Source organism: Mesorhizobium sp. Z1-4, assembly GCF_004000235.1.
Lineage (GTDB): Bacteria > Pseudomonadota > Alphaproteobacteria > Rhizobiales > Rhizobiaceae > RCIO01.
In genome coordinates, this window is the sequence record NZ_RCIO01000012.1 from 1 (window position 1) to 12,780 (window position 12,780).

Genomic DNA, 12,780 nt, shown 5'->3' on the forward strand with positions numbered 1-12,780 from the left:
CAAAAGGTAGTGCAGTGCCGCCGCCGCTGCCGCCAGATAAACCCATCGATGAAGCCGTGCCCACGCCCCTCCCATGCGCCGGATCACCCAATTATTTGAGGTGATAGCGAGCGGCACCAGAACCGCGAAGGCCAGCATCCCGATGGTGATATAGGGCCGCTTCACGATGTCTCCCACGATCGCCTGCAGGTCGAGACGATAGTCGAGAAGCATGTAGGCAAAGAAATGCAGCAGGGCATAGTAAAAGGTCAAGAGCCCCAGCGTGCGCCGGTAGCGCATCAGACTGATCCCAGTGAGGTCCCGTAGCGGCGTCACTGTCAGCGTGGCGATCAGGAAGCGCAGCGCCCAGATACCGAGATCCTGCTCCAGTGTCCTGATGGGATTGGCGCCAAGTTGGTTTGTAAACCCGAGATAGAAGGTCCACACTGCCGGAGCCAGTCCGATGAAGTATACGAGTGCGCGCAACAACCGAAATTGCGCCGTTGAGGACAGCCTGGGTATTTTGTTGGCGTGAGCGGTAAGGCGCATCAATAGAACTTGGTGAGGTCCATGCCTTCGTAAAGGTGAGCCACCTCTTCACCGTAGCCGTTGAACATCAACGTCGGTTTTCGTTTGGCGAACAGTCCCTCGCCGATGGGCAGTTCGGTCGCCTGGCTCCAGCGCGGATGATCGACCTCCGGGTTGACGTTCGAATAGAAGCCGTATTCGCGCGGGTTCTGGCGATTCCACGAGGTCGGCGGCTGTTCCTCGGTGAGCGTGATCTTCACGATCGACTTGATGCTCTTGAAGCCATATTTCCAAGGCACCACGAGGCGGATCGGTGCTCCGTTCTGGTTGGGCAGTTCCTCCCCATAGAGCCCGACCGCCAGGATGGTGAGATGATGCATAGCCTCGTCGAGCCTGAGCCCCTCGACGTAGGGCCACCGAAGAGCCTGGAAGAAAGCGTTCTGTCCCGGCATCTCCTCCGGCCTGTGGAGCGTCTCGAAGGCGACAAACTTGGCGCTGCCGAGAGGCACGACTCGCTTGAGCACCTCCGACAACGGGAAGCCGACCCAGGGGATGACCATGGACCAACCCTCCACGCAGCGAAGCCTGTAGATGCGCTCCTCCAGTGTGATCGGCCTCAGCAGGTCTTCGAGATCGAACTCCGTCGGACGCGAGACGAGCCCTTCGACCTTCACCGACCACGGCTTGGTGGTGAGCATATGGGCATTCTTCGCCGGATCATCCTTGCCTGTACCGAACTCGTAGAAGTTGTTGTAGCTGGTGACATGCTCAAACGTGGTCGCCGCCTCGTCGGTCGAGAGGGGGCTGGACGCCGCTTCCAGCGACATTGCCTCAGCGCGCTGGGGTGCAAATAATGATAGAGCCGTAATGCTAGCCCCGAAAAGAAGGTCACGGCGACTGAGGTAAACCTCACGCGAGGTGATCTCGGAAGAGCGAATAGGAGGAGTGTGCTTGATCAGCATCGATTGAGTCCCGGATTGGCGCGAATTCAGAGCCATCCTATCCACCACCCCTGTCGCGGAAAGTCATTTTTCCGCACATTCTCGTGTCCAGCGATCTAGCCCCCGATCAACGATGACTCATGTGCGAATTAATGCTGGGCGGCAAAGAGGATGCCTAGGTCCGAGTTGTTGCCGTGCTCTTCGGTCCGGATGCCGAGTACAACACCTAGCGCCTTCTGCTCGAGGCACCGTTGAGAACGCGAAGCGCCGCATCACCTTAGCCAAGCATCTTCCGACCGCAGCATGCATCCGATCCTTCAGGAGGTACGCAAGCATTCGCTGCCAAATCATCGATCGAGCGCATCCCGGTCAATCGTCCCAACGCCGCTCTGGCCGATCCGCACGTCCCAGATCATTAGAGGCCATGGCGCGCTGAAGACTCGAACGCCACGGTTACGTCAAACAGATCACAATCTCTTGTGACGAGTGGGCTGCAAATCGATTCGCTTGACAAACCAGACGAACCATAGTTCGAAGTGCACATGAGACGAACAGGTTGGATCGCTGTCCTACTGAAAGGGCCGCTCTGTGCGGCGCTTGCGATTGCGTTTCTTGCAATGACGCTCGCCCAGCCCGGCGTACACGCCATGGCCAAGGCTGCGGCAATTGCCGGCGCTTCCGAAACTGTTCACGCCACGCACAGCGCCTCCCAGGCGGACGATGCACGTCATGGCGGTGATCACCAGCATGCTGATAATGGGAGCGCTAACGGGGGGGATAGCTCCGACCCGTTGTGTGATATTCAGTGCGCACCTGTAAGCGTCATGCCTGTTGATGGGCTTGGCCTGTGCGGCGCTATTGCGCGCTGCTACGCCGCCCTGCCTTTCCCGAAGCTGGCCGACCGCGAGCCGATCGGCCTCATACGCCCTCCAAGAACTCTGGTCTGATTTCGCCTCTTTGAGAGGTGTCAACGGGTGGCCGGCTTCACGCCGGTCAGCCTGACACGTACCCAATCAGACTAGGATTTCCTTCGATGAAAATTCGCCTCTGCGCGGCGCTGGCCGTGCTGGGACTTGCCGGGTGTGCGGCCTCCGTGCCACCTGCAGTCCTGCCATTTGCCGACGCCTCCGACCCGCATCTTGCGACCGGACAAACCCGCTATCGGGCGGTCGTCACGAACTATGAACACCGCGAAGCGGTCTCGCCGAAGCCTTGGCGCCGCACCGCCCCTTCTGCGGAAGGAGACGGCTCGTGATTCCAATCAAGCGTTCAATCGCAGGCGTTTTTGGGCTGGTGCTGCTCACTGGCTGCACGACATCGGATGAACTCCTAACCTACGCGGCACTTGATGCGGGCTTTACGACCGTTTCTGGCAAGACCTCCGAGGCGATCGGCAAAGAAGCCGTCTGGGTTCAGGACCGTCAGCAGGCGCAGGCCCTCTCGGAGAGAGTCCGGGCACTGGTCGTCGGCAAGACAATATCCGCCGATACGGCTGTGCAGGTTGCGCTACTCAACAACAAGGGTTTGCAGGCCGCTTATGCCGAGATCGGCATTGCGGCAGCCGATGTCTGGCAGCAAACAATGCTGCCCAACCCTATCGTGTCGATCGGCGTTCTCGGCATCGCCAACCCGGAACTTGGCGCTTTTCGCGCCATCGAAGGCATGATCGCCAACAACATCCTGGCGCTCGCCACGCGGAAACGCCGTGTCGAGATCGCTGATGCCAAGTTTCAGAGCGCTCAGATGGCGGCAGCACTGGAAACGCTGCGCCTTGCGGCCGATACCCGCCGCGCGTGGGTTAATGCGGTCGCAGCCTTTGAAACGTCAGCTTATCTCAACCAGGCGCAGGTCGCTGCCGATGCCGCTTCTGAGCTCGCGCAGCGCCTTGGCGAGACGGGTGCATTGCCAAAGGCCGGCCAGGCGCGTGAGCACGCATTCTTCGCCGAACTAACTGGCCAGCGTGCGCAAGCGCGCTTGAATGCGCAGTTGGCAAAGGAAGAGCTGACCCGGCTGATGGGGCTATGGGGAGCGGATGTCGATTACTTTGTACCCGACTACCTGCCGCGCCTGCCAAAGCGTCCTGCAACCGGGGTCGACATAGAGCGTGAGGCGCTGGTTCGCCGCGTAGACCTTCAGATCGCGAAACTCGCGCTCGATGCAGAAGCCAGGAACTACGGGCTTACCGACGCAACCCGGCTTGTCACCGATCTTGAACTGATCGCGGGATTTGAGGCCGAACGCGAGCTCGACGCTGGCGAACTCAAGACGGTCGTCACGCCGCAGCTGGAACTTGAGTTTGTCATCCCAATCTTCGACAGCGGCAAAGCGCGGATGCGCAAGGCCGAACTCGCCTATATGCGGGCCGCGAACCGGCTCGCCGAAAAGGCGGTGAACATTCGCTCCGAGGCGCGCGCCGCGTACAAAGACCTGCTCGGCCGTTATGATATCGCCCGGCACTACCAGAACAGCGTTCTGCCGCTGCGTGTCACGATCGAGGAGGAATCGCTCCTCACATACAACGGCATGATCACCAACACTTTCGAACTGCTCGCCGACACACGAGCGAAGGTGAACACCATCCTGCTTTCCACCAATGCGCGCCGGGACTTCTGGCTCGCCGACATCAACATCAACAGCGCCGTCTATGGCGGCGGTGGTGCCGGCGCTCCGGCCGGCGGCGACATGGCCGTGGCCGATAACGACGGCGGTGGTCACTGAGAAAGGAAATCTGACGATGTTCAACAGACGTCAATTGCTGGGCGCCGGTGCCGCGCTCGTTTCGACCGCCGCGTGGGCGAAGACATCCAATATGGGATTGCCCGAAGCGGCGGTAATGGAAAGTGCGGCCACGCAGCCGCCGCTTCACCCAATCTCGGGGCCGGATTATCAGCCCTGCGTAACGCTCAATGGCTGGACGCTTCCCTTCCGCATGAACAACGGCGTAAAGGAATTCCACCTCGTCGCCGAACCCGTGGAACGCGAGATGGCGGACGGTATGACCGCCTATCTGTGGGGATATAACGGCCAGTCGACCGGCCCGACGATCGAAGCGGTCGAGGGCGATCGGGTTCGCATCTACGTCACCAATCATTTGCCGGAGCACACGTCCGTGCATTGGCACGGGCTCATTCTGCCCTCCGGCATGGATGGCGTTGGTGGGCTCTCGCATCCGGCTATCCCGCCGGGCAAAACGTTCATCTACGAGTTCGATCTCGTGAAGAGCGGAACCTTCATGTACCACCCGCACGCCGACGAGATGGTGCAAATGGCGATGGGCATGATGGGCATGTTCATTGTGCATCCGCGCGACCCGGCCTTCATGCCGGTCGATCGTGACTTCCTAATCATGCTCAACGCCTACGACATCGATCCCGGCTCCTACATGCCGAAGATCATGACGATGACGGACTTCAATCTGTGGTGTTGGAACAGCCGCATCTTCCCGGACATCGATCCACTGGTGGTCTCCAAGGACGATCGAGTGCGCGTGCGCGTCGGCAACCTGACGATGACCAACCATCCGATCCACATGCACGGCTACGACTTCGAAGTGACATGCACGGATGGAGGTTGGGTACGTGAAGAAGCGCGGTGGCCTGAAGTCAGCATTGACATACCCGTCGGCGCGATGCGCGCCTACGAGTTCGATGCAGTGCATCCGGGCGACTGGGCGATCCATTGCCACAAGTCGCATCACACGATGAATGCGATGGGTCACGACGTTCCGACATTCATCGGCGTCGACAAGACCCGCCTTACAGAGAAGATCCGCAGGCTTCAGCCCGAATACATGCCCATGGGCACAAACGGCATGGCCGACATGGGCGAAATGGAAATGGAGCTCCCGAACAACACGGTCCCGATGATGGCCGGATGGGGTCCGTACGGGCCGCTGGAGATGGGCGGCATGTTCTCGGTCGTCAAGGTTCGCGAGGGCATCGATGCAGACGACTACACAGATCCCGGCTGGTATGAGAACCCGCCGGGAACGCAGGCCTACGAATGGACCGGCGAACTGCCGGACTTCGCCCGGGCCGACAACGCGAGAACCACCATCACACCTCAGATCAAAAATCGCGGCTGAGGGGCACCACGGGCTTTGGCCCACCGACTCAAGGAAAGGAAATGGCATGAAGAAATTGCTGACACTTGCAGCAGGCATTGTATTGGCTTCGAGCATGGCGCACGCGGCCGGCCAGCATGCTGGCGGGCATGACAACAGCGACGGGCATCATGAAGAGATGGCCGTCGGCGAGCCTGGCGAGGCCGGCAAGGTATCGCGCAATGTCGACGTCGTCATGCGCGAAACCGACGATGGCGAGATGATTTTCGAACCGAACTCGTTGGAAGTTCGCCAGGATGAGACGATCCGCTTCAGGGTGCGGAACAAGGGCGAACTGGAGCATGAATTTGTGCTCGATGACCATGACGGCGTTATGGAGCACAAGGCCGTGATGGAGCGCATGCCCGAGATGGAGCATGACGATCCAAATTCCGTGCGCCTGGATCCGGGCAAGCGCGGCGAGGTCATCTGGAAATTCACCAACAGCGGAACCTTCGAGTTCGCCTGCCTCATTCCGGGTCACTACGATTCCGGGATGAAAGGCGACCTCACGGTTGAAGCGAAGAATTGACATTCAGGAGAACCAGACATGAAGACGATTCAATCACTTCTGGCGGCGGGTGCAATTGTAACTGTTCTGACGGGACAGGTGCTTGCGACCGAATTCACCAAAGGAAAGGTCAAGAAGGTCGATGCGGATGCGGGCAAGGTCACCGTCATCCATGAGGAGCTGAAGAACCTCGACATGCCGGCCATGACAATGGTGTTTCGTACCGGCGACGACGCCATGATGGAAAGGTTGCAGGAAGGTCAGGAGATCGAGTTCGTGGCCGAGCGCGTCAACGGCAAACTGACAATTACCGAACTGAAATGAGCCCAAGCGCCGGGGCGGCAACCGTTGCCCCGGCGCAAATTGGACAAAGGAGCGTGAACGATGATGGCTTCAATGATGGATGGCGGTATGTGGGGGATGGGGCTCGGCGGGCTCCTGCTGATACTTCTTGCGGTTCTCATGATCGCAGCTCTTGTGAAGTATATTTTCTTTCGTTGAGGTGCCGGAGATGATCGGGAACAAATCCGTATCACGAATGCTCGCCGCATTTGGTTTGGCGGCTTTTCTGGGTGTCGCTATCTACTATTCCTACTGGCCCGATGGTGAACCGCGAATTGCCGAACGTCCTCTGGTGGAAGTGAGCGTTCCGCCTCTGGCACCCATCCAAAAGCAGGGCCGCACGGCGTTCGAAGAAAACTGCGCGGCGTGTCATGGTGAGAATGCGGCGGGGCGCGATGGCTCAGGCCCGCCTCTCATTCACCGCATCTATGAGCCGAACCATCACGGGGACCAGGCATTCTTTCTTGCGGCCAAGAATGGTGTACGGCAGCATCATTGGCGTTTTGGCGACATGCCGCCGGTCGATGGAATCGAAGACAAGGAGATCGAGCATATCGTCGCTTATGTTCGACGACTGCAGAAAGCGAACGGCATCAATTAGATCGGTGACGGGGCTACGAGTTCAGAGACTTCAACAATCGGAGGGCCGTTCGGCCACATCAACGCGCAGACAAGATAGGTAGGGCACCGGATTGAAACTGAAAACTATTGCCGCAACGAGCGGAATACTCCTCGCACTGGCGGTAGCAGCCTTGGCCCACAGCGGAGCACAAGGTGTCGTAAAGGAGCGAATGGAGATGATGAAAGACATCGCATCGCAGATGAAGGCGTTGTCACAGATGATTAAGGGTGAGCGCGAATTTGATTCAGATGGCGTGCGGGAAGCCGCTTCGGTAATCGCCGATCATGCGCGGGACATTCCGATGATGTTCCCCGAGGGTTCGAATGAACACCCTAGCGAGGTGGCAGATGCCGTATGGGAAAGGTGGAGCGAGTTCGTCGCCCTAGGCGAACTCCTTGGCACCAGGGCAGACGCTTTGGCGGAGGCGTCGGAGAGCGCTGGCAACGCTACAGATGTCAGGCCCGGATTCACCGAGATTGGAAAGACCTGCTTGTCCTGCCATCAGGACTTTCGGGTGGGTGGTTGACCGTATCGGAGTCACTCGCTCGACCGTTGTGAGCCCGACCCCGACACCTGACGCCGGGTAAACCAGAGAACTACCGGCGGGATGAGCAGCCATTGAACGAGCGGGCTCAGCCCGGTGCCCAACGGTGGGACGAGTGGCATCAATTCCGAATAGGTCCAGCGCTTGCTGATCTCGGTGTAGTAGAACTCGAAACCGACGGTTAATGCGACGCCGACGGCCACGAACAATACAACCTGCCAAGACTTGGCCTGGCGAATCCAGTCTCGGCGACGTGCTGCGAGACTTGTGACCCAAAATGCGGTCAACGCGAATCCTACGTCACCCACTGTGGCAGAAAGGCAGAGTTTGGTGCCGTCCCAATGGTTCATGTCAGCCATCCCGGAGTATGTGGGAACCTGTACGAACTCCCACACGAAATGCAGCAGAAACGAAAAGACGGCTATGTTGAATTCGGGCAGGTCGAAAACGCTGCCGTTCCTACTCTCATCGATTTTCATCTGAACCATGATGCTCAATAGCCCTTCCAGCCACAGGAAGGTCAAGCTTGTGTTCGGCACATTCGAAACACAATTCAACGCGACTCGTTTGCTCACCAGTACCAGCAATGGAGGCTTTGATGTCTTATGTCCGTTTTTTCGCGATGATCGTCACTTCAACGGTGGTGATGTTCATTCTGATGTACCTTAACACCTATGCTTGGGAGCACATCTTCTTTTCGGAGACGCGCGCCTACATGGCGGTGCTGATGGGCGCAACGATGGCTTTCGTCATGCTGTCCTTCATGCTGCGGATGTACCCGAACAGAACCGTGAACATGGCGATCTTCGCGGGGTCGGTCGTCGTGTTCGCACTGTCGCTGTGGCTTGTCCGCAGCCAGATCACGGTTTCGGGTTCAAGCTACATGCGCGCGATGATCCCGCACCACTCCATTGCGGTGATGACGTCAGAACGCGCCGGGATCGAGGACGCCCGCGTGAGCAAGCTGGCCGACGGCATCATTGCTGCGCAACGGCGCGAGATTGCGGAGATGCGTTATCTGATTGCCAACGTGGCAGGCGGCAACATCACGGACAGCGTTTACGAGGACCAGGCGGCGCAGCCGGGTAGCGTCGAGGACGCACTCGCCAACACTCTGATTGCGGAACTGGACCCCGCGCCACTGTCGGCAAGCGAGGCCGGCGCGGTGTTGAAGACGGAACCGGTCTGCACCTTCAACACAAGCCCGGAAACCGATCCTATCCTGTGGATCACCGCCGACGGCGCGGCCGCCATGAAATTCAACGGCGTGCTGCTGGGGCTGGAAACCGAGAACGATCCCCAGCCCGGAAGTGTTGCTCTCAGCACAACCGGCGCCGCAGTAACCGTGCGGCCACTCGGCGATGAAGCCGACTGGCGGCAAGATTCCGAGCTTGTCTTCCAGCTCGATCAGGGTCTGACCGTCGGCTATCGCGGCTTCTACGGCTGCGGCACGAGAAACTGAAACATTAGCCGATCAGCCCCACCGTGACCGCCGAGAGGATGACGTAGCGGCCGGTCTTGGCGATGGCGACCAACGCAAGGAAACTCCAGAACGGTTCACGCAGCACGCCGGCTGCAACCGTCAGTGCATCGCCGCCTATCGGTGCCCATGAAAGCAGGAGGCTCCAGCGGCCCCATCTGCGATACCACGCAGAGGCACGGTCCAATGACGTCGGCGAAACGGGAAACCAGCGCCGCCCGCTGAATCGCTGCATACCACAGCCCAGCGCCCAGTTGACGACAGCGCCCAGCGTGTTGCCGAGACTTGCCACGGCGATCAGAAGGACGACCGGATACCCTGCGATCTGCATGCCAACGAGGGCAGCTTCCGATTGCGCTGGAATGAAGGTCGCTGCCGCGAAGGCGATGCCGAACAGGGCCGCGAGAGCCGTAAGGTTTTCCACTTTGCGAACAGTCTCCGCAACATTGCGCACCCATCTCAGTATCGGCATGGAATTAACCACCGATGCAGATACACGGCGATTTCAACACCTCCAAATGTTAGAAACACTGCAAGTACGAAAAGTCCAACGGGGACGTGAGGCGACGTTCGACATGCAGTCAAAAACCCTTTCAGCGTTTTCGGAAAAGAACGCAAATAGCTACGCCGTGATCCGTCTCGCAGCGGCGATAGCGGTGATTGTCACTCATGCCTTTGGCGTTGTCGGCGGATGGGCAGCCGTCGAGCCACTCGCTGAGTCGACAGGCTGGTCGCTGGCCGCGCATGCGGTGCATGTGTTCTTTGTCCTCTCCGGCTTCATGGTTGCAGCGAGCTGGGAGCGATCGGCAGGGTGGATCGATTTTGTTCTCGCGCGGATGCTGCGCGTCTTCCCGGCCCTGATTGTCGTCAACATCACCATCGTTCTGATCGGCGGCCTGTGGCTCACAACGGCCACGCCTGGCGTCTTCTGGACGTTTGAAAACATCGGCGTCTTCATGACCAAGGCGACGCTGCTGTTTTCGGTCGGCGTTTCGCTCGACGGCGTCTTCACCGACAACCCGATGGGGGGATCGGCAAATATCCCGATCTGGACGATACGCTTCGAAGTCATCTGCTACGCGACGCTGCTGGTGTTCATGTCGATGCTGGCCGCACTCGGGCTTCGCGGGCTGGCGCGCCTGATCCCAGTCGTTCCGGTCCTGGGCCTTTGCGCGGTCGCCATCACTATCTCCGGCGACCCCGAACGATTCAGCTTTGCCGCACAGCTCGCCCGCTTCATGCTGGCCTTCTACATCGGTGTTGCGTGCTGGATCGCACGCGAGTTTGTTCCAATTCGCCGTGACTTTGCATTGGCGTTCGCCGTTTTGACGGTGGCGGTCCTGATGATCGATCAGCCTATCCGCTACCCGGTGATGATTGCCGCCACAGCCTATTGGAGCCTTTGGCTCGGAACATTTCCAATGGGTCGGCTCCAGCGTTGGACGGCGCACACCGATCTTTCATACGGCGCGTACATAACAGGCTTTTTCATTCAGCAATGGCTTGTCTACGCAGTGCCCGACATGACGGTTGCGCAGAACGCATCGATCGCTACCGTTCTTGCCTTGGGGGCGGCTTGGGTGTCGTGGACTTTCGTGGAGAAACCCGCACTCAGGCTGCGCAACCCGATCCTGAGTCGTATGGGGCTGGTGGCACAACCCTCGAGACGTGCGTTAAAGACCGCGGAAGCGACATAGACGGCTTCCGAGACACGTCCGGCATCCAGCCAGAGCTTCTCTATCACGTGCGCGTCCAGGTGACACCATCCGCTATCGCGAGGCCCAAGTCGGCTAATCCGGGACCGAACATCTGAGACTCTGCGCCACAAGCCCGACGGTGGACCTACAACATTGTTCTGTCTCAACAGGTATCGGGCCGCAAAACAACGGCGTTGATGTCAGTCGAAACCATAATATCCGCACTTGATTTCAGGGTCCATGACGTCATTCATTCCGAAGCACTCCCAACTTTCGAAGAGGTGACACACCTTTTTCGGATCATCTGCCCGAGACGGGGATGTCGATGCGCTTCGGCAAATGAGCCTTCTCCCGGTACTCCGGGGCGCAGTGCACGCAATGGGACAGGCAATCGCGTGCCGAGCGGCGGCGCGATAAGCGGTCCCCTGGAGATCGTATTCGAGGGCAAAAAGCTCAGCGGCAAGGAATTTCAGGAGACCGGTCAGCTCTGGTCATTCAACGGCGTGGCCAATCTCGCTGAAGAACCGCTGTTTCGGGCGGAACGTGGCGAGACGATCATCGTCGAGACAGTGAACAACACGGTCTTTGCGCACGCGATGCATGTTCATGGGCACCATTTTCGCGTGATCGAGCGAGGCGGCAGCGACATAGACGAACGCCGGCCATGGCGCGACACGTTTCTCGTCGGTCCCAACCAAACAACAAAAATCGCCTTCGTCGCCGACAATCCCGGCAAGTGACTGCTGCATTGCCACATGCTTGAACACGCCGCGGCCGGAATGAACACCTGGTTCGAGGTCGTCTGATAGCCCTCGCATACGAGCCATCCCTTTATAGAAGATTTCATGAAACCGGGCTAACAATTGCGGATGCCTCGCTTGCTGGTTGCAGTGCTGATGCTCGTTATTGCTGGCTTTGACGTCCTGCCCGCAGGTGCGGCCACGCGATCTGCGCAGCAGCTGTCTCCAATAGATCACGTTTCGTGGACTGATCTGATGGAGGCCAGGGTACACGTTTCCACGGCCGAAGCGGTAGAGTGCTGCGACGAGAATGCGTTGGCGGAGCATTTTGGCGCGACCCACTGCTCGGCGGACTGTCCTGTCATCCTTCCCCGCCTGTCGTTCGATCCAACCGCCACACCTCGATCCTATGCCATCTGGCAAAACGCCCGGCTTCGGTTCCTGGCACCGAACTTCATGCACCGACCTCCCATATCCGCCTGAGACCAACTTTCCGTTGCGCTTGCACCAACGGTGCGAGCCGTAAATGTTCCAATCGTCTCAGGGATAATCATGTTTTCCAGACGCGAACTGATAATGGGCGCGGGGCTCGCCGCACTGTTGCCGTATTCGGTCAACGCTCATCCGTTGCCCGGCTCCAAACCCTTCGAACTTGATCCGAAATTCGAACCGCAGACAGTGGAATTCTCCGGATATGTAAGGGGTATGCTCGTCATCATCCCGCGCGATCATTTTCTCTACCTGGTGGAGAGCGATCGCAGCGCGCTGCGTTACGGTGTAGGGGTGGGTAAGGCGGGCCTCGCCTTCCGTGGGGAAGCCGTGGTCGGCCGCAAGGCCAAATGGCCAAGTTGGAGACCTACCGACAACATGATCCGGCGCGAGCCGGCGAAATATGCAAGATATGCAAATGGCGTGCCGGGCGGCCCGAACAATCCGTTGGGCGCGCGTGCGCTCTATCTCTATCGTGACGGCCGGGACACCTTGTACCGTATCCACGGCACGAACCAGCCTTGGTCGATCGGCAAGTCCGTTTCGAACGGCTGCATCCGCATGCTCAACGATCACGTCATTGATCTGTACGAGCGAGTGCCGGAGGGTGCCAAAGTTATAGTCATAGCATGAGCCCGGCATCGAGAGTTTCGCATCGGGTGGTGCTGGCTTGTCTGTCCCTGTCCCGTTCCAGCCCGCAGCCATGATCCAGTCAAGCGAACCCAGCATTGTCTTTCTGACAGGGGGCGGGCCGCTCTACTGGATCGTCGCCAATGCGCTGGTAGAACGCTTCGGGCCCATTACC

15 protein-coding genes are annotated in these 12,780 nt (G+C 59.1%); 11 read left to right on the top strand and 4 right to left on the bottom strand.

Annotation, left to right across the window (positions count from 1 at the left end):
• On the bottom strand, positions 1–528 hold a 528-nt coding region (gene msrQ, locus EP165_RS19970; protein ID WP_127524619.1), incomplete at its 3' end, for a protein-methionine-sulfoxide reductase heme-binding subunit MsrQ.
• Positions 528–1,469, bottom strand: a complete 942-nt coding sequence (gene msrP, locus EP165_RS19975; protein ID WP_127524620.1) for a protein-methionine-sulfoxide reductase catalytic subunit MsrP — start codon at positions 1,467–1,469, stop codon at positions 528–530. The genes msrP and msrQ, both read right to left, overlap by 1 nt.
• A gap of 1,012 nt (positions 1,470–2,481) precedes the next feature.
• On the opposite strand from msrP, the gene EP165_RS19980 reads away from it, so the two are divergent.
• The 7 genes from EP165_RS19980 to EP165_RS20010 all read left to right on the top strand — a co-directional run bounded on the left by EP165_RS19980 (position 2,482) and on the right by EP165_RS20010 (position 7,551).
• A complete protein-coding gene (locus tag EP165_RS19980) occupies positions 2,482–2,703 on the top strand; it encodes a putative periplasmic lipoprotein (protein ID WP_127524621.1) in 222 nt (73 codons plus the stop codon).
• The gene (locus EP165_RS19985; RefSeq protein ID WP_127524622.1) at positions 2,700–4,166 is read left to right on the top strand and encodes a TolC family protein; all 1,467 of its coding nucleotides are present in this window, start codon (positions 2,700–2,702) and stop codon (positions 4,164–4,166) included. The genes EP165_RS19980 and EP165_RS19985 overlap by 4 nt, the downstream gene beginning before the upstream one ends.
• 16 nt (positions 4,167–4,182) lie before the next feature.
• Positions 4,183–5,532, top strand: a complete 1,350-nt coding sequence (locus EP165_RS19990; protein WP_127524623.1) for a multicopper oxidase family protein — start codon at positions 4,183–4,185, stop codon at positions 5,530–5,532.
• Between the two features lie 46 nt (positions 5,533–5,578).
• On the top strand, positions 5,579–6,082 hold the full coding sequence (locus EP165_RS19995) for a cupredoxin domain-containing protein (protein ID WP_127524624.1): 504 nt from the start codon (positions 5,579–5,581) through the stop codon (positions 6,080–6,082).
• 18 nt (positions 6,083–6,100) lie between these two features.
• The gene (locus EP165_RS20000) at positions 6,101–6,385 is read left to right on the top strand and encodes a copper-binding protein (protein WP_127524625.1); all 285 of its coding nucleotides are present in this window, start codon (positions 6,101–6,103) and stop codon (positions 6,383–6,385) included.
• 187 nt (positions 6,386–6,572) lie between these two features.
• Entirely contained in the window at positions 6,573–7,004 is a 432-nt protein-coding gene (locus tag EP165_RS20005) for a c-type cytochrome (RefSeq protein WP_127524626.1), read from the top strand.
• Positions 7,005–7,155: 151 nt separating this feature from the next.
• Positions 7,156–7,551 carry a c-type cytochrome gene (locus EP165_RS20010; RefSeq protein ID WP_281040025.1) on the top strand — a complete coding sequence of 132 codons (396 nt, stop codon included), beginning with the start codon at positions 7,156–7,158 and terminating at the stop codon, positions 7,549–7,551.
• An 11-nt stretch (positions 7,552–7,562) separates the two neighbouring features.
• On the opposite strand, the gene EP165_RS20015 is transcribed toward EP165_RS20010, so the two are convergent.
• The gene (locus EP165_RS20015; RefSeq protein ID WP_245440282.1) at positions 7,563–8,093 is read right to left on the bottom strand and encodes a hypothetical protein; all 531 of its coding nucleotides are present in this window, start codon (positions 8,091–8,093) and stop codon (positions 7,563–7,565) included.
• 74 nt (positions 8,094–8,167) lie between these two features.
• On the opposite strand from EP165_RS20015, the gene EP165_RS20020 reads away from it, so the two are divergent.
• Positions 8,168–9,031, top strand: a complete 864-nt coding sequence (locus EP165_RS20020) for a DUF305 domain-containing protein (RefSeq protein WP_127524628.1) — start codon at positions 8,168–8,170, stop codon at positions 9,029–9,031.
• Positions 9,032–9,035: 4 nt separating this feature from the next.
• Here EP165_RS20020 and EP165_RS20025 read toward each other — a convergent pair whose 3' ends face one another.
• Positions 9,036–9,521, bottom strand: a complete 486-nt coding sequence (locus tag EP165_RS20025; protein ID WP_127524629.1) for a YqaA family protein — start codon at positions 9,519–9,521, stop codon at positions 9,036–9,038.
• Here EP165_RS20025 and EP165_RS20030 point away from each other — a divergent pair.
• The 3 genes from EP165_RS20030 to EP165_RS20040 all read left to right on the top strand — a co-directional run bounded on the left by EP165_RS20030 (position 9,496) and on the right by EP165_RS20040 (position 12,608).
• Positions 9,496–10,746 (top strand): acyltransferase family protein, encoded by a 1,251-nt coding sequence (locus tag EP165_RS20030; protein ID WP_164743118.1) that lies wholly within the window; start codon positions 9,496–9,498, stop codon positions 10,744–10,746. The genes EP165_RS20025 and EP165_RS20030 overlap by 26 nt on opposite strands.
• Before the next feature lie 197 nt (positions 10,747–10,943).
• A complete protein-coding gene (locus EP165_RS20035; RefSeq protein ID WP_206075961.1) occupies positions 10,944–11,486 on the top strand; it encodes a multicopper oxidase domain-containing protein in 543 nt (180 codons plus the stop codon).
• A 576-nt stretch (positions 11,487–12,062) separates the two neighbouring features.
• Entirely contained in the window at positions 12,063–12,608 is a 546-nt protein-coding gene (locus EP165_RS20040) for a L,D-transpeptidase (RefSeq protein WP_245440284.1), read from the top strand.
• Positions 12,609–12,780 lie beyond the last annotated feature (172 nt).